Genomic DNA, 20,839 nt, shown 5'->3' on the forward strand with positions numbered 1-20,839 from the left:
CATGCCCGCAGGTGTCAGTGCGACACGGGAGTGAACTGCACCGGCAACGCGGTCAGCCCCCGCATCCAGATCGACGGACGCCAGGTCAGCTCGCCCGGCTCCACGGCGAGCACCAGGTCGGGGAGGCGTTCCAGCAGCGTCTCCACCGCCGTACGCGCGATGACATCGGCGAGGAGAGGGGCGGGATACGGGCAGCGGTGCTCGCCGTTGCTGAACGACAGATGGGCCGAGTTCTCCGCGCCCACCTGCGACTCGGGCCAGATCTGCGGATCGGTGTTGGCCGCCGCGAGGCCCAGGACCAGGCAGTCGCCCGCCCGGATCTGCCGACCGCCCAACTGCGTGTCGCGCACCGCCCACCGGCCGATGAAATTCTGTGTGGGCGTGTCCAGCCACAGCACCTCGTTCAGCGCCTGGCCGACGCTGAGCCGCCCGCCGGACACGTTCAGCGCGAACCGCTCGTCGGTCAGCAGCAGGCGCAGGGTGTTGCAGATCCAGTTGGCCGTCGGCTGTTGCGCCGCCGCGATGACGGAGATTAGGTCCTGGACGACCTCCTCGTCGGTGAGGCCCGCCGGGTGGGCCAGCATCCGTGACGTGACGTCAGGACCCGGCGACTCCCGCTTCTCCTTGACGAGTTGCTGGATGCGCGCGCCCACCCGGCCGTACGCGGCCACCGGGTCGTCCCCCTCCGCCGCGTCCAGGGAGATCCGCAGATCGTCCACCAGCTGCTCGGTGTCGGTGCTGCCCGCGGGCATACCGCAGAACTGCACCGCCGCCCGCATGGGCAGGGCGTGCGCGAACGCGGCCATCAGCTCGGCGCGGCCGCTGCCGGCGAACGCGTCGATGAGCTGGTCGGCGATGCGCTCGCAGTCGCGGGCGAGTTCGAACTGGTCGACCGCTTCGAGGGCCTCGGTGATGACGCCCGCGCGCCGCTGGTGCTCGGCGCCCTCCGTGAACAGGACCGACGGCTGATAGCCGACGAACGGCATCAGCGGCCAGTCGGCCGGGATGTGCTCCCACTGGTTCCAGCGCCGCGAGTCCCGGGCGAACAGCTCGTCATGGCCGGTGACATACGTGACCTCGGGGTAGCCGAGGACGAGCCACGCGGGGATGTCCCCGTCGAGCAGGACGGGCGCGATCGCGCCGTGCTCCCTGCGCAGGGAGCGGTACAGCTCCGAGGGGGTCTGCTGGTACTCCAGGCCGCTGAGGGCCACCGCCCCGGAGTGAGCGGGGCAGCCGGGAGGCGGGGTCGCGTCGGTCATGGTGTCTTCTCCCGGGCCATGGCCAGTTCGTAGAGGTGGTCGACGAGGGTGATCAGGACGTGCTTGCCCGACGACCTGACGCGCGCGTCGCAGTCGATCAGCGGCACGTGCTCGGGCAGCGTGAGCGCCTGGCGGATCTCGTCGAGGGAGAAACGGGTCCCGTCGTCGAACCGGTTCACGGCGACCACGAACGGCGTCCCGTGGTGTTCGAGCCGGTCGATGGCGTACCAGGAGTCGCTCATCCGTCGCGTGTCGACGAGCACGACCGCGCCGAGCGTCCCCGAGAACAGCCGGTCCCACAGGAACCAGAAGCGCTCCTGCCCGGGGGCGCCGAACAGATAGAGCACCATCCGCTCGGTGAGGCTGATGCGCCCGAAGTCGAACGCCACGGTCGTCGTGGTCTTCGAGGAGACCGCGGCCGGCTCGTCGACGCCGACGCCCGCCTGCGTCATGACCTCTTCGGTGTTCAGCGGCCGGATCTCGCTGACGGACCGGACCAGGGTCGTCTTGCCGACGCCGAACCCGCCCACGATGACGATCTTGAGCCCGGTCTCGGCGACGTCGGCAAGCGGCGTACGGGAGGGCAGCTCAGAGGTTGCGGAGTCCATGCAGCACCTCCTTGAGAAGGGCGGAGTCGGGGAGCGAGGCGACGGACCGCGCCGCGCGTGGATGCCGGGCGGTGATGCGGCCCGTCGCGAGGAGATCGCCGAGCAGGATCCTCACCACCGTGATCGGCAGGTTCATCTCGGCGGAGATCTCGACCACGGCCGCCGGATGGCGGCACAGCTCGAGGATGCGGACGTGTTCCGACTGCATCCCCGGCGTGGGCTCGCACTCGGCGACGACCAGGGTGACCAGGTCGAAGGTGTCGTCGTCGGCCCGGCTGCGGCCACCCGTGACCGTGTACAGCCGGTCCGGGTCACCGGTGTCGACGGGCCGCCGCGTCATGAGGACGCGCTCTCGCCGTCGGCTGTCCGTGGCTCGGCCCGCAGGTGCTCGCCGATCTGCTCGACCAGCTCGCTCATCCGGTGGCCGACCACACCCGGGTCGGCCCCGTCCTCGGCGATCACCGCGAGATGAGCACCCTCGCCCGCCTCGACGATGAACAAGAGGCCGCCGTGGAACTCGGTCATCGAGTGCCGGACACCGCCCGTCCCGTCGCCGAACTCCATGGAGGCGCCCTGGGCGAGCGCCTGGATGCCGGAGCAGATGGCCGCGAGCTGGTCGGCCTGGTCGAGGGTCAGATGCTCGCTCCAGCACAGCTTCAGACCGTCCCGGGAGAGCACCAGGGCGTGGCGCGTCCCGGGCGTGCCGTCCAGCAGGTTCTCCAGGAGCCAGGTCAGGCTGTTGTCAGTGGTCCGCATGGCATGTGGGGCGGGTTGTGCCCGGCGAACCGGATCACCAGCCCGTGCCTCCAATCAAACGTTCTCGTAAGGGGGATGAGGGCGCCGGTGCCCGGGCGCGTACGGGGAGCGGGGCGGGCTACTCGGCCGGCGGCTCGTCGGCGGCGGCGGGCGCTTCCTCGTGTGCGCGCCGCGAGCGGTGGAAGGCGCCGAACTGCTCACCGGCGCCGCGTCGCGGCGCACGCACGGATTCCTCCGCGGGCGCGTCGTCGGCGGGGGTGGGGTCCCTGCGGTCGCGGTCGGCCGAGGCCATGGTGCGCCCCGGCGCCCGTACCGGCAGTCCGCCCGGCGTCGCGGACGGCGGGTCCGCCTGGGCGGGGATCCCGGGCGTGGTGTCGTCGGGCGCCTGCGGAGCGGGGTCCGGCGCCGTCACAGGAGCGGCCGGGGCGGCGGCGCGGCGGACCGGGGGCTGCTGCTGCGGGGCCGGCTCGCGCTGCTGGGCGAGCAACTGCGGCGGAAGGAGGACCACGACGCCGGTGCCGCCGCGGGAGGACGGCCGGAAGTTCACGCTCATCCGGTACTTGGCGGCGAGGCGGCCCACCACTGCGAGGCCGAGCCGGGTCCCCTGCAGCGAGGCCAGGTCCGTCTCGCGGCCCGACACCGCAGCCTCGGCCCGGCGCATGGCCGCGTCGGCCATCTTCAGACCGCTGTCCTCGATCGTCACGACGACCCCGGCGCTGCGTTCCTCGACGTAGACATGGACCTCGTCGATGGGCGGCGAGAAGTTCGCCGCGTTGTCCATGAGTTCGGCGAGGAGGTGCATGACTCCCTCGGCGGCGAACCCGGCGATCGCGGTGGTGGTGGCGCAGTGGAGCCTGACCCGCTGGTAGGCGGCGATCCGGCCGACCGCGCCGCGCAGGATGCTCTCCATGACGATCGGCTTGTTCCACGCTCGGCTGGCACGGCCGCCCATCAGGAGGGCCAGCCGGTCGGTGAGCAGGCCGAGCTGAGAGGTGTTGTGGTCGAGCCTGAGCAGATCGCCGAAGACCTCCTCGCTGTGGCGGTCCTGCATCTCGCGCAGATCGGCGAGCATGCTGACCGACTTGGCCTGCACCCGGCTGAGGGCCTTGGCGCTGGCTGCCTGGGCGGCCGCGGCACGCCGCTCGCTGGTGGCGAGTTCCCGTACGAAGGACTCCGCCAGGGTGCGCAGGTGCACGTCCTCGGGGAGGCCGAGGCCCGACAGGACCGCGTCGGCGGTGGAGCCCTCGCGCAGCGCCGCGATGGCGGCCGGCAGGGTCGCCGTGGTCAGCTCGTCCAGGTCACGTTCGGTCCGGGCGATGCGGTGGGCCGCGTCCTGCGCGGCGGTCACGGCGGACGCCTCGCGCCGTACGGCGTCGTCGAGTTCGGCGGTGAACGCCTCGAGGGCCAGGCGCAGTTGGGGATCGGCGGGCGGCGCGGTGGCGGCGAGGGCCTCCTCGGCGCCCGCGCCGTCGCGCAGCCGCTTCGACACGGAGGGCAGCGTCACGTTCACGAGATGGGCGGACTCGGCCCCACGCTGCGTCAACTGCTGCTGGAGCGCGAGTGATTCACCCTGGGCGGCGTCCACGGCACCGCGGGCCCGCTGCTGGAGCAGCGCGGCTGCGAGGAGGGAGGCGGCGACGCAGAGCCAGCTGATCAGGAGCGCGACGAGGACCCAGGTGCGGGCGGCCTGCGGAGCCGCGGCGGTCACCGCGCCGACGGCCGCTCCGGCCACTACGAGGACGGCGAGGGGGACGGCGAGCGTGGAGCGCCGCGACGTGGGTGTTCGGCTCGGCCTCGGGCGGGCAGGCACTGGCATTCCGCGGTCCCATCGGTGCTTGCGTGCGGGAAGGTCGTGGCCGATCGGCTCGGACCGGCCGCACGGCCGGTCCCACCAAAGGGATGGTGATCTTCCGGCACGTATGTGGCGCTCATGCTAGCCACCGCGCGCGGTGAGAAAACCGGGACAATGAACGCAGAGCGCCCGGCGGCGAAGTTCGTCGCGAAGTCGCCAGCCCGTCAGAAGGCCGTGGTAATGACTCTTGTCGCGGAGGCCGCCTCAAATAGGCCCAGTCGTACGGATGTTGGACGCGACCGGGCGCGAGCGGGGCTCGGACCGGGTCGCGTTCGCAGGCAAGCGGGCCGGTGAATGGCCGTCCCGTGCGGCTCCCGCGTTACCGGCGGGGGCTGTTTTCAGCCAACCCCGGCCGGATCTGCGGTGATGAGTCATCGATGCGGAGTCGGGGCAGGTGCCGCTCGGCCGGCCGTAATGAAGGCGATTGTCGGCAACGCACGGTTGGTCGGAGGTGGAACGGGCGTACGGCGCACTTGCCTCGAACGTGACGGTTGGCGGATGGGCCGGTCAGCCCTCGTGCGGGGCGCGCGTCCTGCGCCACAGCAGGTAGCCGGCCCCGCCCGCGAGCGCAGCGCCGAAGCCGATCCTGCCCAGGTCCACGCCGCCGCCCGCGGTGCTGCCGACCCCGGCGCGTGCGCCGCGGTAGTTGGAGCCGCCGTCCGACGTCCCGTTGTACGAGCCTTGGTCGCGGTTCCCGTTGTACGAGCCTTGGTCGCGGTTCCCGTTGTACGAGCCTTGGTCGCGGTTCCCGTTGCCGGAGCCTTGGTCGCGGTTCCCGTTGCCGGATCCTTGGTCTCGGTTTCCGTTGCCGGATCCTTGGTCTCGGTTTCCGTTGCCGGATCCTTGGTCTCGGTTTCCGTTGCCGGAGCCCTGGTCTCGGTTTCCGTTGCCGGAGCCCTGGTCGCGGTTTCCGCTGTCCGAGTCGGCGCGGCTCAAGATGTCGGTCCGGCCCACCCCGCCGGGTGCGATCACCGAGGCGGGCGCTGTGAGGGGCTGCTGTGCGCTCACGGACCCGGGCGCGAGCGCGGTGAGGCAGGCGGTAGTCGTGATGACGGTGGCTATGGGGCAGAACATGAGGCGTCTCCGGTCCCTGTGCCGCAGCGGCAGGGGAGCTGCGGTCCTGGTCAGGACGCTAGTGAGCTCGGGCGGTCGGCGCCCGTAGGACTAGGCCGATCGGAGGTCGTCCCCCTCGTCGGCGGCCGGCTCGCGATAGGCCACCGCGGTGGCCGTCACGAGCAGGGTGGCGGCGAGGAGCGGCCAGCCGAGGCCGTGGTGCAGCACGAGGAGCGCGCCGAGCGCGGCACCCGCCAGCATCGCCACCACGGAGACGATCCGCCGCCCCGCCCGCGGATCGGTCCCGCCCGCGAGCGAGGACTCCGAGGCGAGCCCGGTCAGCGTCATCGTGAGGACCGTTGTGGTCATGTCCGGGACCGCGAGCTTGCGGACCGTCGCGTTGCGCAGCCCCATCGCCCATGCGAGGGCCGCGATGAGCGCGTACGCCGCCCCGCCCGGCCACGCGAACGCGACGGCTGTCGCCACGGCCAGCAGGACCGCCTCCGTGACGAACACCGACCGAACCCAGGTCTCCCTGGCCCGCCCGGCGAAGGCCTTCGTCAGCCGCCCGGCGCACACGGCTCCCGCGAGGAACGCACCGAGCGAGGTGAGTGACCCGAGGACGGAGAACCCGGGAGCGCCCGCGGCGGCGAAGCCGATGACGACGACATTGCCGGTCATGTTCGCCGCGAAGACGTGGCCGAGGCCCAGATAGCTGACCGCGTCGACGAAGCCGCTCACGACCGTGAGGACCGTGAGGGCCGCGGGGAGGGTGGACCTGCGCGGCACGGGCACCGGCGCCGCTGGTGGAACGCTGGCTTCACTCACCCGCACGACCATACGGAGTCCGGGCCCCGGCGGCCCGCCGGATCAGGTCCGCAAGGCCCAGCGTTCCTCGACCTTCGCGAGCCGCCAGTACCCGATGGCCCCCGCCCAGACGACGACGAAGAGACCCACGATGATGAACCCGACGTTGTCCAGGTCGAGCCCCGCTATCCAGCCGGTCACCGAGTCCCGCAGGTCGAGCTTGTCGTGCAGGACACCCACGAGCTCGATGGTGCCGATCAGGAACGCGACGGCGATCGACAGGCCGGTGATGGCCAGGTTGTAGAACACCTTGCGCACCGGGTTCGAGAACGCCCACTGGTACGCGAAGTTCATGAACGTCCCGTCCAGGGTGTCGAACAGGCTCATCCCGGCGGCGAACAGGAGCGGCAGGCACAGGATCGCGTACCAGGGCAGCCCGGCCGCCGCGCCGCTGCCCGCCATCACCATCAGCGTGACCTCGGTCGCCGTGTCGAAGCCGAGGCCGAAGAGGAATCCGAGCGGGTACATCTGGCCCGGACGGGTGATGGACTTGGTGAACCGGCCGAGGATCCGGTTCATGAACCCCCGTGAATCCAGGTGCTGTTCGAGCTCCGCCTCGTCGTACGAGCCCGCGCGCATCGCCCGGAACACCCGCAGGATTCCCACGAGGGCCACGAGGTTGAGCGCCGCAATGAGGTAGAGGAACGACCCGGAGATGGTGGTGCCCATGACGCCGAGCGTCTGATGGGTGGCGGATCCCTCGTTCATGATCCGCCCGGCGAGCTGGGTGCCTCCGGCGATCAGCGCGGCGAGCAGGACCACGACGCTGGAGTGACCGAGCGCGAACCAGAACCCCACCGACACCGGGCGCTTGCCGTCGGCCATCAGCTTGCGGGTGGTGTTGTCGATCGCGGCGATGTGGTCCGCGTCGAACGCGTGCCGCATTCCCAGGGTGTACGCGGTGACGCCGAGGCCGATGCCGAAGGCCTTGGACCCCACCTCGTAGTGCTCCGGCACGACGAGAAGGAACAGGATGCCGAAGGCGGCGACATGGAGTGCGGCGATCACCGCGAGGAGCCCGGCGGTGCGGACGGTGTCCTCGCGCCGCCAGTGGAACGCGTCGCGTCCGGTCTCCGGGGACTTCACGGACAGGGTCATGCGGTCACGCTCCAACACCTCGTGGAATCACTTCGTGAGATGCCGTGGCCGGTCTCCTGGCTGACGGGTGTCCGCGTCCGCCCCTGCCTTCCCAGCTGCGCGCGGCAGCCAGTGGCTCAGTGGGGCGAGGCGTCCCGAGTCGTCTCGTTGCCGAGGGACCCGGGGCCCGATCACAGTGGCGAGGGCCGCTTCGGTCTGAGTCCTTTGAGGGACCGTCACCGAATTCCCGAGCACCACGGCCCGCCCACAGTAGAGGCCGGTCGGCGATGCCTGCAAGGCTGCACAGCTGCGTAGGTGTGCGCGGGTATTCAAGATCACATCGGCGGCTGCGAGGATGGGGCCATGCATCTCGTCCCTGCCGAGCGCGCCGACCGCCGCACGATCGACGGCCACCGGGTCTGCGAAGCCATCGCCGCCATCGGCGAGCCAGGACATGCCCGCACCTGGGCCGACCGGTTCTCCCTGCTCGCCGATCCCCGCCGCCTCGCACTGCTCCTAGCGCTGTACCGGGCAGGTCCGCTGGCCGTGTCGGATCTCGCCGTGGCCACGGGCATGAACGACCCGGCGGTCTCGCAGGCGCTGCGGCTGCTGCGCGCGGCCGGAGTGGTCGAGGGGGAGAAGGAGGGCAGGATCGTGCGCTACCGCGTCGTCGACGCGGCGACCGCGGACCTTCTCGAGCACTGCGCGACGGACGGCGCGCACTGACACGTGCGCGCCGTCGTGGCCGACTGCTCTGTCCCTCAGCCCCGTTGGCCGTCGGCCCGGCGGCGCGCGGCGGCGATCTCCGCGTACGTGAGGTCGCGGCCCTCCCAGTGCGAGCCCTCGACCGACTTGCCGGGCTCCAGGTCCTTGTAGACCTCGAAGAAGTGTGTGATCTCCAGACGGTCGAACTCGGGGATGTCCTCGATGTCCTGCACGGAGGTATGGCGCGGATCGTGCGCGGGCACGCACAGGATCTTCTCGTCCATGCCCTTCTCGTCCCGCATCACGAACATGCCGATCGCCCGGCATTCGACGGTGCAGCCGGGGAACGTCGGATCGCCCACCAGGACGAGCGCGTCGAGCGGATCGCCGTCGCGCCCGAGCGTGCCCACGATGTATCCGTAGTCCGCCGGGTACTGGGTGGAGGTGAAGAGCATCCGGTCGAGCCTTATCCGGCCGACGGAATGGTCCATCTCGTACTTGTTGCGGGAGCCTTGGGGGATCTCCACGGTGACGTCGAACGCGTGGACCGCGTCGGTGCCGTGGGCTGCGTCGGTGTGTCGGACCTCGTTGTCCAAGCCGGCCTCCTCGTCCACCCCGAGTGTGCTCCCGGGAGTAGGGGCGCGTCAGCCGATCGGGAACTCCAATTCGGGCCTGTCCCACATCACGGCGGGCGGGTCGGCGGCCGCGGTGCCGGTGCGGACGGCTCCCGTACTGCGGTAGAAGCCCTCGGCGGGCGGGTGCGAGACCACGCGGACCGAGGTGAGTCCGGCGGCGCGCGCCTCGTCCTTCATATGGGCGACCAGCAGCCGCCCGATGCCGAGCCCCTGCGCCGCGTCGGCGACGAACATCAGGTCGAGCTCCGGCGGCACGAGCGTGAGCGCGTAGAACCCGAGCACCAGGTCGTCGGCGCCGACGGCGACGAAGACGCGATGGGCCTCGATGTAGTCGGGGCCCACCCGGTAGCCGGCCACCATCGACGCGTACGGGGCCTCGTAGGCGCGGGACGTACGGACGAGCCGGGTCAGCCGCTTGGCGTCGCGGGCGGTCGCCCTGCGTACCCGGACGCTCCGGCCGTCCTCCGCGCTCCCCGCGGCTGTAATGCTCGAAGTCATAGTGAGAGTATTACGCATCTGGCCGCGCCGATCGAACCGGGACGGTGTACGGCGGCCGTCTCACGCGGCAGGGACGGTGGACTGCACCTGCCGCAGGAACGTCGCGTTGTCCGGTGTCTGCCGGATCCGCTCGACGAGCGTCTCGAGCCCGGCGTGTCCGTCCCGCGACTGAAGTGCTCGCCGCAGACCGCGTACGACCGCCAACTCGGCCTCGGGCAGCAGGAGTTCCTCGCGGCGCGTGCCGGACTGGGTGAGGTCGACGGCGGGGTGGATCCGGCGCTCGGCGAGGCTGCGGTCGAGGCGGATCTCCATGTTGCCCGTGCTCTTCAGCTCCTCGAAGAAGTAGTCGTCGGCGCGCGAGCCGGTGTCGACGAGGGCGGTGGCGAGGATGGTGAGTGAGCCGCCCTCCTCGGCGAGCCTCGCCGCGCCGAAGAACCTCTTGGGGCCGATCAGTGCGGAGGCGTCGACACCGCCGCTGAGCGTACGGCCGCCGGATGAAGCGGTGTTGTTGTGGGCGCGGCACAGGCGTGTCAGCGAGTCCAGGAGGATGACGACGTCCCGGCCGGCCTCGACGAGCCGCTTGGCGCGCTCGACGGCCAGTTCGGCCAGCGCGATGTGTGCCTTCGCGGGCTGGTCGAAGGTCGAGGCGAAGACCTCGCCGCGCACCGAGCGCCGCATGTCGGTGACCTCCTCCGGCCGTTCGTCGAGGAGCACCACCATCAGATGGGCCTCGGGGTGGTTCGTGGCGACGGACGCGGCGAGCTGCTGGAGCAGTACCGTCTTGCCGGTCTTGGGTGGCGCCACGATCAGCCCGCGCTGCCCCTTGCCGATGGGGGTGAACAGGTCGACGACACGGGGCGTCACGCCGCCCTTCGCGGTTTCGAGACGCAGCTGCTGCCGCGGGTGCAGGGGAGTGAGGTCGCCGAACTTGGGCCGCCCGCGCAGCTCCTGGACGGGGCGCCCGTTGACGCGCTCGGCCTCGGCGAGGACACGCGGCCTGCCGCACGTCCCCTGGATCAAGTCGCCCTTGCGCAGGCCGAGTCGGCGGATGAGGGCGGCCGGCACCTGGACGTCGTGCGACGTGGGCAGGAGATCGGCGAGGCGCAGGAATCCGGGCCCGTTGCCCGAGATGTCGAGGACGCCCGCGGCCTGGACCGCGACCTCCTTCGGCTGCGTCGTGAACGCCTTTGTGGTGGTGGGGGGTTCGAGTGTGGTGGTCATCGGAATCGGTCCTTTCGCGGACGTTCGTACGAGAGCATGAGAGAGGTGGGATCCGGCGGGATGGGGCGGTGACTGCACGCCCCGCGAGGCGGGCGGGCGAAGAGGCCCGTGAAAGCCCTGAGAAGCCTGTGGCCGGGGAGAAGCGATGCGGGGTACGGCGCGTCGGCGCCGCCTGGCGCATCGCTGACATCGATTCGACGAATCCCGCCGCAGCGGCGATTCGGAGAGGGAGACTGGCACCGGAGCCGAAAAGGCGGCTAGCACACGTGCCACTCGCACTGTAACACCATGGGGGCGCCGTCCCGCAAGGGCTTACGTCACGGGCCTGCCTTCCAAGGCGCCCGCGAACCCTGCTCGAACCCTCGCACAAAGCCCCGTGCACCCAGGCGCGGCCTATGCTGAGCCCCGATGTTCGCATCCGAAGGCCCCACAGTCCGGGAGCTCGCCGTTCAGGCGCTGTCCTCCGTCGAGCACGGCTACGACCTGCTCGCCCCCAAGTTCGACCACACGCCGTTCCGCACGCCCCGGTCGGTCCTCGCACCGGTCACCCGTGCCCTGCGCCGCATGGGCCCCTTCGAGCGCGGACTCGACCTGTGCTGCGGGACCGGTGCGGGGTTCGGCGTGCTGCGGCAGGTGTGCCGCGAGCGGCCCGTCGGGGTCGACATCAGCGCGGGCATGCTCAGGGCCGGCCGCGCGGCCGGCGGGAGCGGTGCGGACCTGGTGCGCGGCGACGCGCTCGCGCTGCCCTTCGGCCCGGTCTTCGACCTGGTCGTCAGCTTCGGAGCGTTCGGCCACTTCCTGCCCCGGCAGCGGCCCGCCCTGTTCGCCCAGGTCCACTCCGTGCTGAGGCCGGGCGGACGCATCGCGTTCCCGGTGCCGGCTCCCGCGCGGCCCGGCTCCCGCGGGTACTGGTCGATGCTTGCCTTCGACGGCGCGATGCGGGTCCGCAATGCGCTGTGGCGGCCGCCCTTCGTCATGTACTACCGCGGCTTCCGCCTCGGCGACGTACGGAGTGAGCTGGTCAGGGCCGGTTTCGACGTGGAGCTCCAGGCGCTGCCCGAACTGGGCGAGCGCTCCGACGGCAGCCCCAGGTGCCGCCTCCTGGTGGCCACCAAGGCCGGCGCGCCGCGCTAAACGGCGGTCTCGGGCGCCCCGCCCGTCTGCCGTACGTCCTCGTGGAGATGCACGATCAGCCAGCGTCCGGCCGCGGGATCCTTGCGCAGGACCGCCGTGTTCCGCAGCAGCTCGGGACGGAGCGGGGTGCCGTCCGGGCCGGGGGCGTACGCGACGCGCAGCCAGTAGCGCAGGACCGCCGTGTCACCGAAGACGTCGACGACCGGGTCGTACGGGCGGAGCCCGCTGCCCACGGGTCCGTCCCCGGCCTCAGGCCGATCGTCCCGCACCCGGTCCAGGTCCGGCTTGCCGAGCAGCAGCGGCTCGGCGGCCGGGTCCCAGATCGTCGCCTCCGGGTCGAGCCGCGCGTCGATCTGGGCGCGGTCCCCGGTGGCGTACGCCTCGTACATGCCGGTCACGACGGACCAGACGGCGGCCACGTCGCCGGGCGCCGCGCCCGGCCTGGCCAGTGCGGGGCGGGCGGACACGGCGGACTCGGGCATGAGGGATGCTCCTGGTCGGACGGGGAGGCGCCGGGGCGACGCGGATGCCAGGCCACCGTAACGGGTCGTCGGTGACGGGTGTCCGGCCGGGCCGAGGCGTGGTTACGGCTGTGGCCGGTTCGCGGCCTGTGTCGTGGGCGGGCGGTGCGGCGCGGGCGTGGTGTCCTGCGGGAACGTCAGCTGGCCGCTCATCCACTGCAAGGCCGGCGCGATCTCCCGCTGCCACGTCGTGAAGTGGTGGCTGCCGCGCGGCAGGATGATCCGAGCCGACGTCATGGGCGGCTTCACCGCGTGCAGGAACCTCATCGTGTCGCCGTAGTCCTTCTCGCCCGACCTGCTGCTGGCGGCGAGGACAGACACACGCGGCACGGGCAGGTGTTCCAGACGCCAGACGAGGTCGTGCGCCCGCTGCCGCCGCGCGGCAGCGGGACCCGAGCCGAACAGGCTGCCGGTGGTCAGGTCGTCCCCGATCGTGTAGTCCGCCGACAGCGCGGCCGCCGAGGTGTACACGCCGGGGTGGCGCAGGGTGAGCTGGAGCGCGCACGTGCCGCCCGAGGAGTAGCCGAGAGCGCCCCACGCGCTGGGGTCGTGACCCACGCGGTACGACCGCTTGAGTGCCTCAGGCAGGTCCTTCGTGAAGAACGTCTCCGCCTGCGGGCCGCCCGGCACGTCCACGCACTCCGTGTCACGCGGCGGCGCGATCGTCGGGCGCACCATCACGATCACTGTCGGCTGCATCCTGTCCGCCCGAAGCAGCCGGCCGGCGGTCTGCGGGACCTGGAGGTACTGGGCGAGGTTCATGATGCCGCCCGGATAGCCGCTGATCGCGACCATCACGGGGAACCGCTGGCGGTGGAACTGCTTCTGGAAGTATTGCGGCGGCAGATACACGAACGCCGGGTTCACGGCCCGGCTGCGCCGCCCGACGATCTTGACCGACTCCACCCGGCCGACCCGCGCCGCGGGCCCGCGCGGAATGCCCTTCACCCGGTCGAGGCCCTGGGGCCCGGCGGGCTGCACCAGACCGCCGCGCACCGCGCCGACCGTGGTGTAGAAGCCGGACCGGCCGAGCGCCGTGACCTCGGCGGGCGCCTTGTCGACATGGCCGAGCAGCTCGTCCCACGAGCCGTAGAAGTCGAAGTTCGTGTTCACGGCGACGGCGAACGCGGTGAGGATCGTCAGCTGGGTCGCGGCGATGACGCCGAGGCGACCGAGCACGGCCCCGGGCCCGCGCCGGGCGAGCCTCGGCCACACCCAGACCGTGAGCCCCACACACACCAGGGCGGCCAGCACCGTCGCGTATTCGAGTGCCCGGCTCGTCAGGCCCATGATTTCCTCAACTTTCAGCCGTCATCTGCGCTGTTCGGCAGTTTTCACCGGGAAAGAGGCGCGACGGCCGCGGAGGGTTTGCCGGCCACCGCGTTCTTACCGTGCTCCTGTGCCGCTCTTACTCCAGCGAGGTGGAGCGCTCCTACGCTCAGTCACTGTGAAACAACGCCCCGCCGCCGTGGCAGGCCACACGTGCCTGATCATCGGAATCCTGGACATCGCGTCGGCGATCTCCCCGCACATGCAGGAGACCCGCATGGAGCGCATCGCGCCCTACGTGCCGGGCCTCGCCGAGGAAGTGGCCCGCGCCGCCGCACTCGCCGCGGGACTGCTGCTCGTGATGCTCGCCAGGGGGCTGCGCCGCCGCAAAAGGCGCGCCTGGGAGGCGGCCGTCGGGCTGCTCGCGGTGAGCGCGCTCGTCCAGGGCGTGCGCCATCACGCCCTCGTCCCCGCGACGGTCTCGGCCGTCCTGTGCGTCGCGCTCGTCGCCTACCGCGAGGAGTTCTACGCACTCGGCGACCCACGCGGCCGGACCCGCGCCCTGTGGAACCTCGTCGTCCTCGGCGGCAGCAGCTTCGGACTCGGCCTCCTCGTCGTCGGTGTGCGCGCGAACCAGGAGGCCGGCCACGCCATCACGTTCACGGACCGGGTCCAGGAGGTCGGCTACGGACTGCTCGGTGCGTCCGGCCCCATCGCGTACAGCAGCGACCGGGCCGGGGACATCGTCCAGTTCTCGCTGCTCGCGCTCGGCGTGGTCACCGCCGCCACCAGCGTCTACCTCGCCCTGCGGCCCGTAACCCTGCGCCGCGCCGACAGCGACGAACGACTGCGTGCCCTGCTCGCCGACGAGGGGCGGCGCGACTCGCTCGGCTACTTCGCGCTGCGCGGCGACAAGAGCGTCCTGTTCTCGCCCACCGGCAAGGCCGCCGTCGCGTACCGCGTGGTGTCCGGCGTCGCCCTGGCCGGCGGCGACCCCATCGGCGACTACGAGGCCTGGCCCGGCGCCATCAAGGAGTTCCTGCGGCAGTGCGCCCTGCACGCCTGGACCCCCGCCGTCATGGGGTGCAGCGAGCTCGGGGGACAGGTCTGGACCCGCGAAGGCGGCCTCAAGGCCCTGGAGCTGGGCGACGAGGCCATCGTCGACTGCGCGGCCTTCAGCCTCTCCGGGCGCTCCATGCGCAACGTCCGGCAGATGGTCAACCGCATCGAACGCGCCGGCTACACCTGCCGCATGCGGCGCGTACGCGATCTGCCCGACGAGGAGAAGAAGCGGCTGCGCGAGGCCGCCGCCGCGTGGCGGGGCAGCGCCACCGAACGCGGATTCTCCATGGCGCTCGGCCGGTTCGGTGACCCCGACGACGGGGACTGCGTCGTCGTCACCGCCCACCAGGACGACGAGGCGGGCAACGACCGCGTGCGCGCCCTGCTCCACTTCGTGCCGTGGGGCGAGGACGGTCTCTCTCTCGACCTGATGCGCCGCGACCGCGCGGCCGAACCCGGCCTGAACGAACTCCTCATCGTCGCCGCCCTGCGCGGCGCGCCCGGCCTCGGAGTGCGCCGCATGTCGCTCAACTTCGCGGTGTTCCGGGCCGCTCTCGCGCGCGGCGAGCGCCTCGGCGCGGGCCCCGTGCTGCGCGTGTGGCGGGGGCTGCTCGTGTTCCTGTCGCGCTGGTTCCAGATCGAGTCCCTCTACCGCTTCAACGCGAAGTTCCGCCCGGAGTGGGAGCCGCGCTTCGTCGTCTACCCCACAGTGCGCGACCTGCCCAGGATCAGCTGGGCCTGCCTCCAGGCGGAGGCGTTCGTCGTCCTGCCGCGCCCGGCGGAGCGGCTGCGTCAGCGCTTCAGGAACCGGCCCGCCGCCCGCGAGGAGCACCCGCAGCCGGTGGAGGTCACCACCCCGTGACCAGCAGGTGGTTGACCAGCAGGGCGAGCACCGCCTGCGCGGTCAGCCACCCGCGGCGCCACCGCTCGGGCAGGAGAGCGGTGGCCGCGACGAGCCAGACGCCGAACGGGAGCCAGATGCGCTCCGTCTCCGCCTTGCTCATGCCCGACAGGTCGGCGGCCAGGAGGGCGAGCGCCGCGCCGGTGACGACCAGTGCGAGCCGCCCCTCCGGCTCCGCACGCGCTCGCAGGAAGCGTCCCGGAAGAGAGAGCCGCCCCTCCGGCCCCCTACTCGAGCCGAGGAGGCGTCCTGGAACGCGCCCCAGCCCCGCCACCGTGGCCAGTCCGACGATCAAGACCGTGCACGCGAGGTTGGCCCAGACCCAGTACCAGTACGGACGGATTCCGCCCGCCCCCTGGGAGTAACGCTCCGTCAGCAGACGGTACGCCTCCCACCAGTTGAACCCGACGAGAGTGAAGGCGACAGGCACGACGGCCGCTCCCACCACGACAAGCGGCAGCGGCCGAACCGTCCGCGCCGCGAGCAGCACGGCCGCCCCGACGAGGACCATCAGCGTCAGCCCGTACGACAGATAGCAGGTGAGACCGAACAGGAGCCCGCTGCCGAGGGCCGCCCAGCGGCTGCCTCGGGTGGCCGCCACCGCGAGGAGCGCCACCGACCACGCGGCGACCGCCGCGAAGTATCCGTCGGCCGACGTGCCCACCCAGACCGCGGCCGGCGCGAGCACCAGGAACGGCGCCGCGCGGCGCGCCGTCCGCTCGTCGGCGAGCGCGCGCACGGTGACGAGGACGGCGAGCGCCGCCGTGCACCCCACCGTGATGCACCACACCCCGGCCCACGCGCCGCCGCCGAGCCCGATCCGGTCCAGGCCGACGAAGGTCAGGGTCGCCGCGGGCGGATGCCCCGCGACATGGGGCGGCCAGTGGTCGGGGGAGTGCAGCAGGATGTGCCGCGTGAAGTCGCGCAGCGTCGCGCCGACGTCGTCGAACCGGTCGATGACCTGCAGATACTCGTACGAGGTGGTGAGGCGCCCGGCGATGCCCCGCTGCCAGCCGTCGATCAGCGCGAGCGAGAACGTCCACGCCGCCGACGCGGCCCACACGGCGGGCAGCAGCCGCCGCCACCGGAGCCCTTCGGCCACCACGGGCCCGTACGCGATGACCAGTACGGCCACCGAGATCGCCGCCGGGGTCCCCGGGCCCACGTGCGGTTCCCAATGGGCGTACAAGGGAGCCCAGTTGACGTGCAGAGTGCCGTAGTGGTCCTGGATGTACCGGCCCACGAGGACGGCCGCCGTGACCAGGGCCACGGCTGCAGCGGCCGCCATCAGGTCACGGCGCGTCCCGGTGGAGGGCGGCGCGGAGCGGGGGGCAGCGGGGGGAGCTTCGACCTTCACATCCGGAACGCTAGGCGCCCGCACCCCCCATCGGGCGGCAATACGGGCTGGCGTCACCGAACCGTCAGATCTTCTTGCGCCGATCCGCGGGCCGCGCGCCATACGGTCGGAACAGGTCGGCGGGCCCCGCCGCGCAGAGCCTGAAGGAACCGAACCACATGGGCGACTTTCCTCCCACCCTCCCCGATCCGTGGCGCAGCCCCCTGCGCGGCCCCCGCTTCACCGCGGTCCTCGGCCTCGTCCTCCTGGCCGGAATGACCCTGCTCTTCGTGACCGGCCTCCTGTCGTACGCCGCGTACAACCCGAACCTCGCGGCGGTCAACGACAAGACGCCCGGCAAGGGGCTGCTCGGTTTCTACCTGTTCTCCTGGCCCACCGACCCGCACTGGCTGTACCGCCTCACCCAGGGACTGCACGTCACCGTGGGCATCGCACTCGTGCCGGTGCTCCTCGCCAAACTGTGGTCGGTCGTGCCCAAACTGTTCGTGATGCCACCCGCACGCTCCATCGGCCACGCCCTGGAACGGCTTTCGCTGCTCCTGCTCGTGGGCGGCGCCCTCTTCGAGTTCGTGACCGGCATCCTCAACGTCCAGCTCGACTACCTGTTCCCCGGCTCCTTCTACCCGCTGCACTTCTACGGCGCCTGGGTGTTCATCGGCGCCTTCGTCGTCCACGCCGTGCTGCGCGTACCCCAGGCGCTGCGCGTGCTGCGCGAGCGGAAGGCGGGCCTGCCCGAGACGGGTGACCTGCTGTCGGCGAAGCCCGCCGAGCCCACCGTGTCGCGGCGCGGGGCGCTCGCCATGGTCGGCGCGGGCTCGCTCCTGCTCCTCGTCACGACGGCCGGCCAGAGCATCGGCGGGGTGTGGCGCCGCACCGCCCTGCTCGCCCCGCACGGCGGCGCCGACCCCGGCACGGGCCCCGGGCGCTTCCAGATCAACAAGACCGCCGCCGTGGCGGGCATCCGTACCGTCGACACGGGCGAGCCGTGGCGGCTCGTCGTCACCGGACCGGACGGCACCGTCCACCGGCTCACCCGTGAGGAACTCCTCCAACTCCCGCAGCACACCTCCGCGTTGCCCATCGCCTGCGTCGAGGGTTGGTCCACGGACGACCAGCACTGGAGCGGCGTACGGCTGCGCGACCTGGCCGCCCTCGCCGGAACCGACGGCGACACCGACGTGTTCGTCGAATCCCTGCAGCAACACGGCGCCTTCCGGAAGGCGGCCCTGCGGCACAACCAGGTCCACGACCCGCGCTCCCTGCTCGCCCTGCGCGTCAACGGAGCCGACCTCCCCCTCGACCACGGCTACCCGGCCCGCGTAATCGTCCCCGCGGCGCCGGGCGTCCTGAACACGAAGTGGGTCGCCCGCATGACCTTCGGAGCGCTGTGATGAACCGACTCGTGAACCGCTGGTACGGCGAGAGCCCGCTCCAACTCTTGCTCCTGGCAGCCTCGTTCGCCCTCGCGGGATACGCGGGGGTCCGGCTGCTGGAGAACGACTGGTTCGCTGTGGCGGTCTGGTTCGTCGGCGCGGCCCTCGTCCACGACCTGCTGCTCGTGCCGCTGTACTCGCTCGCGGACCGCGCGGCGCAGAAGGCGCTCGGCGACCGGCGCCGCACAGCGATGGGATACCTACGCGTCCCCGCGTTCCTGTCGGGCCTGCTGCTCCTGGTGTGGTTTCCGCTGATCACGCGGGCGCGAGAGGAGCACTATGCCCTCGTGACGGGACATTCGGGGGACGCGTTCCTGCCCCGCTGGCTGCTCCTGACGGCCGCGCTGTTCGCCGCGTCGGCCTTGTGGTTCGTGTCCGTCACGTTCCTCGCTCCCGCGTCGCCCTGGAGGCAGGCGCGCAGGGCGCGCCGTCAGGAGCGGGCGCGGGAGCGTGAACGCGAGCGTCAGCGGCGCAAGGAGACGAAGGGCCGCCCGCCCTCGGACCACTGAGCGACCGGCCGCCAGCCGAGCGGGCGCGCGTCCCGCAGCAGCGCGCGCGTGCCCACCCGGGCCCACGGGAACAGTGAGCCGGCCGCCCCCTGCCCGTCGTCCACCCGCACCTCGACCCGCTCGTCTATGTCGAGCGGTGCGGTCTCGGCGATCAACAGCCCGCCGGGAGCGGTGAGTTCGGCGACACGGGACAGCAGGACCTCTGGGGCGCCGCCGATCCCGATGTTGCCGTCGAGAAGGAGTGCCGTCCCCCAACGGCCCTCGCCGGGCAGGGAGTCGAAGACGGACCGCTGCAGCGCGGCGCCACCGAGACGGACCGTCCGCGCGACCGCCGCCTCGCTCACGTCGATGCCGAGCGCGCGGTGCCCGGCCGCGGCGAGTGCGGCGACGATTCGGCCGGGGCCGCAGCCGATGTCGAGGACAGCGCCCTCGCAGCGGCGCAGCGCCGACAGGTCGGCGGCGTCGGCGACCGCGCACCAGCGCTCCACATCGAGCGGCAGCAGCCATCCGTCGGCGCGCCGCAGGAAGAGGGGGCCGCGCTCGTTGCGCACGGCGTCGGTGTACGGATCCGTACACCAGGCCGGCGCCGCCTCGTGCGTCGTGGTCATGAGCGGACCACCCGCGTCAGCCGCGCGTGCTCGGCGGCGAACCGGCCGTCCGGCGCGGCGGCCGCCACCAGGGTGGCGTCCTCGGCCGTGTCGACGTCCCGCAGCACCGGCAGATCCCGTACGCGCAGCCCCGCGTCCGTGAGGCGGGTCCGCTGGGCCGCACCCGTGTGCGCCGTCGACATCGGCACGCCCCGCAGCAGCGCCGGATCGGGCTCGGCGAGCCCGAGCGCCCAGAACCCGCCGTCGTCGGCGGGCCCGAACCACGCGTCGCAGTCCCGCCAGGCGTCGGGCCCGAGCGCGGGAGCAAGCAGTGCGGGCGTCACCTGAGGCGTGTCCATCCCGATCAGGACGGCGGGCCCGGGACACCCGGCGAACGCCGCCGCGAGCCGCTCGTCCAGGCCTCCGCCGCACTGCGGAACCACGTCGATCCCGGGCGGCAGCCACGCTCCGGGCGCCCCGTCGAGCACCAGGACGCGACGTCGCGCGGGCGTGGCGAGCGCGGCGTGGAGTGTGTCGACGAGCGAGGCCTCGGCGAGGCGCGCGGCCTCCTCGGGTGTGAACGGCGGCGTGAGCCGCGTCTTGACCCGACCGGGCACCGGGGACTTGGCGATGACGAGGAGCGTGGTGCCGTGCCGCCGTGCTGCGGGTGCTCCGCCGGCGCTCACCGGGACGCCGCCTCTCCGCGGGCGGGGAGCGCCGTCCGGGGCTTCTCCGCGAGGACCCCGCGCATGTCCCGTACCGCCTGCCAGGTACCCCGCCAGGTGCCCGTGACCTTGGACTTTCCCTTACGGGGGCGGTAGGGCACCGGGCGCTCCTCGATGCGCCAGCCCGCGTCGGCGGCCCGGACGACCATCTGGAGCGGGTAGCCGCTGCGGCGGTCCGTGAGGTCCAGGGCGAGGAGGGACGTGCGGCGCGCGGCCCGCAGCGGGCCCAGGTCGTGCAGCCGCAGCCCGGTGCGCCGGCGCAGCATCCCCGCCAGCGCGAGATTGCCGGCGCGCGCGTGCACGGGGAAGGCGCCCCGGCCCTGCGGCCTGCGCCGGCCGAGCACGAGATCGGCCCTGCCCGCGCGGACGTCCTGGACGAACGTCGTGAGCAGACCCGGGTCGAGCGACGCGTCGCAGTCGCAGAAGCAGACGATGTCCGCGTCGGACGCCAGCAGACCGGCGTGGCAGGCGGCCCCGAAGCCGCGCCGGGGTTCCGTCACCACGGTCGCGCCCAGGGAACGGGCGACGTCGGGGGAGCCGTCGGTGGACCCGTTGTCCACGACGAGTGCCCGCCAGCCGTCCGGGACGCGGGCCAGCACCCACGGCAGCGCGGCGGCCTCGTCGAGGCAGGGCAGCACGACGTCGACCGAGGGGGCCGGGTCGGGGGGAGAGGGGTAGTCAGGGGGGATCACGGTGTCACCCTACGAATCCAAAACGGACATTCCGGCCCTCAGCTCCTTACGAAACGCGGACGTCGGCCGCGAACGGCCCCTCCGGCGGCTCCGACGGACGCGGTCGGGTGCGACGCTG

General features: G+C 72.3%; 22 protein-coding genes and 1 riboswitch. Of the genes, 5 read left to right on the forward strand and 17 right to left on the reverse strand.

Features of this window, described 5'->3' with window-relative positions; translation table 11 throughout:
- Positions 1–14: 14 nt before the first annotated feature.
- From AC07EJ_RS20970 to nicT, 8 genes are all read right to left on the reverse strand, one after another.
- Positions 15–1,259, reverse strand: a complete 1,245-nt coding sequence (locus AC07EJ_RS20970) for a cytochrome P450 (protein ID WP_389484880.1) — start codon at positions 1,257–1,259, stop codon at positions 15–17.
- Entirely contained in the window at positions 1,256–1,867 is a 612-nt protein-coding gene (locus tag AC07EJ_RS20975) for a GTP-binding protein (RefSeq protein WP_389484882.1), read from the reverse strand. Before AC07EJ_RS20975 ends, AC07EJ_RS20970 begins: the two co-directional genes overlap by 4 nt.
- On the reverse strand, positions 1,848–2,207 hold the full coding sequence (locus AC07EJ_RS20980; protein WP_362907537.1) for a DUF742 domain-containing protein: 360 nt from the start codon (positions 2,205–2,207) through the stop codon (positions 1,848–1,850). Before AC07EJ_RS20980 ends, AC07EJ_RS20975 begins: the two co-directional genes overlap by 20 nt.
- Positions 2,204–2,623, reverse strand: coding sequence for a roadblock/LC7 domain-containing protein (locus AC07EJ_RS20985; RefSeq protein ID WP_362907536.1), 420 nt, complete (start codon positions 2,621–2,623; stop codon positions 2,204–2,206). Before AC07EJ_RS20985 ends, AC07EJ_RS20980 begins: the two co-directional genes overlap by 4 nt.
- A 118-nt stretch (positions 2,624–2,741) precedes the next feature.
- The gene (locus AC07EJ_RS20990) at positions 2,742–4,439 is read right to left on the reverse strand and encodes a sensor histidine kinase (RefSeq protein ID WP_389484886.1); all 1,698 of its coding nucleotides are present in this window, start codon (positions 4,437–4,439) and stop codon (positions 2,742–2,744) included.
- Positions 4,440–4,982: 543 nt separating this feature from the next.
- A complete protein-coding gene (locus tag AC07EJ_RS20995) occupies positions 4,983–5,549 on the reverse strand; it encodes a hypothetical protein (RefSeq protein WP_478884694.1) in 567 nt (188 codons plus the stop codon).
- A 90-nt stretch (positions 5,550–5,639) separates the two neighbouring features.
- Entirely contained in the window at positions 5,640–6,368 is a 729-nt protein-coding gene (locus tag AC07EJ_RS21000) for a YoaK family protein (protein ID WP_478884695.1), read from the reverse strand.
- 30 nt (positions 6,369–6,398) lie between these two features.
- On the reverse strand, positions 6,399–7,493 hold the full coding sequence (gene nicT / locus AC07EJ_RS21005; protein ID WP_389491362.1) for a Nickel transporter NicT: 1,095 nt from the start codon (positions 7,491–7,493) through the stop codon (positions 6,399–6,401).
- Positions 7,494–7,522: 29 nt separating this feature from the next.
- Positions 7,523–7,746: riboswitch (cobalamin riboswitch) on the reverse strand.
- Positions 7,747–7,835: 89 nt separating this feature from the next.
- On the opposite strand from nicT, the gene AC07EJ_RS21010 reads away from it, so the two are divergent.
- Positions 7,836–8,198, forward strand: a complete 363-nt coding sequence (locus tag AC07EJ_RS21010; RefSeq protein ID WP_478884696.1) for an ArsR/SmtB family transcription factor — start codon at positions 7,836–7,838, stop codon at positions 8,196–8,198.
- Between the two features lie 35 nt (positions 8,199–8,233).
- On the opposite strand, the gene AC07EJ_RS21015 is transcribed toward AC07EJ_RS21010, so the two are convergent.
- The 3 genes from AC07EJ_RS21015 to rho form a co-directional block, all read right to left on the reverse strand.
- Positions 8,234–8,668, reverse strand: a complete 435-nt coding sequence (locus AC07EJ_RS21015; protein ID WP_478884763.1) for an inorganic diphosphatase — start codon at positions 8,666–8,668, stop codon at positions 8,234–8,236.
- A 153-nt stretch (positions 8,669–8,821) separates the two neighbouring features.
- Complete coding sequence (locus AC07EJ_RS21020) at positions 8,822–9,310, reverse strand: GNAT family N-acetyltransferase (protein ID WP_478884697.1); 489 nt, start codon at positions 9,308–9,310, stop codon at positions 8,822–8,824.
- Positions 9,311–9,370: 60 nt separating this feature from the next.
- The gene (gene rho / locus AC07EJ_RS21025) at positions 9,371–10,531 is read right to left on the reverse strand and encodes a transcription termination factor Rho (RefSeq protein ID WP_393581720.1); all 1,161 of its coding nucleotides are present in this window, start codon (positions 10,529–10,531) and stop codon (positions 9,371–9,373) included.
- A 408-nt stretch (positions 10,532–10,939) separates the two neighbouring features.
- On the opposite strand from rho, the gene AC07EJ_RS21030 reads away from it, so the two are divergent.
- Positions 10,940–11,665, forward strand: a complete 726-nt coding sequence (locus AC07EJ_RS21030) for a class I SAM-dependent methyltransferase (protein ID WP_389491354.1) — start codon at positions 10,940–10,942, stop codon at positions 11,663–11,665.
- On the opposite strand, the gene AC07EJ_RS21035 is transcribed toward AC07EJ_RS21030, so the two are convergent.
- Positions 11,662–12,147 carry a DUF4440 domain-containing protein gene (locus AC07EJ_RS21035; RefSeq protein ID WP_389491351.1) on the reverse strand — a complete coding sequence of 162 codons (486 nt, stop codon included), beginning with the start codon at positions 12,145–12,147 and terminating at the stop codon, positions 11,662–11,664. The genes AC07EJ_RS21030 and AC07EJ_RS21035 overlap by 4 nt on opposite strands.
- A 102-nt stretch (positions 12,148–12,249) precedes the next feature.
- On the reverse strand, positions 12,250–13,476 hold the full coding sequence (locus tag AC07EJ_RS21040) for an alpha/beta hydrolase (RefSeq protein ID WP_389491349.1): 1,227 nt from the start codon (positions 13,474–13,476) through the stop codon (positions 12,250–12,252).
- 157 nt (positions 13,477–13,633) lie between these two features.
- Here AC07EJ_RS21040 and AC07EJ_RS21045 point away from each other — a divergent pair, with 157 nt between their 5' ends.
- Complete coding sequence (locus tag AC07EJ_RS21045) at positions 13,634–15,379, forward strand: phosphatidylglycerol lysyltransferase domain-containing protein (RefSeq protein WP_389491347.1); 1,746 nt, start codon at positions 13,634–13,636, stop codon at positions 15,377–15,379.
- Here AC07EJ_RS21045 and AC07EJ_RS21050 read toward each other — a convergent pair.
- Positions 15,366–16,706: a hypothetical protein gene (locus AC07EJ_RS21050; protein WP_389491345.1), complete on the reverse strand. Its 1,341-nt coding sequence runs from the start codon at positions 16,704–16,706 to the stop codon at positions 15,366–15,368. The two genes, AC07EJ_RS21045 and AC07EJ_RS21050, sit on opposite strands and share 14 nt — an antisense overlap.
- 227 nt (positions 16,707–16,933) lie before the next feature.
- On the opposite strand from AC07EJ_RS21050, the gene AC07EJ_RS21055 reads away from it, so the two are divergent.
- Together AC07EJ_RS21055 and AC07EJ_RS21060 are read left to right on the forward strand one after the other, a co-directional pair.
- Positions 16,934–18,166, forward strand: coding sequence for a molybdopterin-dependent oxidoreductase (locus AC07EJ_RS21055; protein WP_389491342.1), 1,233 nt, complete (start codon positions 16,934–16,936; stop codon positions 18,164–18,166).
- Positions 18,166–18,717, forward strand: coding sequence for a hypothetical protein (locus AC07EJ_RS21060; protein ID WP_389491340.1), 552 nt, complete (start codon positions 18,166–18,168; stop codon positions 18,715–18,717). The genes AC07EJ_RS21055 and AC07EJ_RS21060 overlap by 1 nt, the downstream gene beginning before the upstream one ends.
- Here the strand turns inward: AC07EJ_RS21060 and AC07EJ_RS21065 are convergent.
- The 3 genes from AC07EJ_RS21065 to AC07EJ_RS21075 are packed head-to-tail and all read right to left on the reverse strand — an operon-like array spanning position 18,672 to position 20,721.
- On the reverse strand, positions 18,672–19,325 hold the full coding sequence (locus tag AC07EJ_RS21065; protein WP_389491338.1) for a class I SAM-dependent methyltransferase: 654 nt from the start codon (positions 19,323–19,325) through the stop codon (positions 18,672–18,674). The genes AC07EJ_RS21060 and AC07EJ_RS21065 overlap by 46 nt on opposite strands.
- Complete coding sequence (locus AC07EJ_RS21070; protein ID WP_389491336.1) at positions 19,322–19,990, reverse strand: TIGR04282 family arsenosugar biosynthesis glycosyltransferase; 669 nt, start codon at positions 19,988–19,990, stop codon at positions 19,322–19,324. The genes AC07EJ_RS21065 and AC07EJ_RS21070 overlap by 4 nt, the downstream gene beginning before the upstream one ends.
- The gene (locus AC07EJ_RS21075; RefSeq protein ID WP_389491334.1) at positions 19,987–20,721 is read right to left on the reverse strand and encodes a glycosyltransferase family 2 protein; all 735 of its coding nucleotides are present in this window, start codon (positions 20,719–20,721) and stop codon (positions 19,987–19,989) included. The genes AC07EJ_RS21070 and AC07EJ_RS21075 overlap by 4 nt, the downstream gene beginning before the upstream one ends.
- Between the last annotated feature and the right edge of the window lie 118 nt (positions 20,722–20,839).

The organism is Streptomyces sp. NPDC045026 (assembly GCF_056432625.1).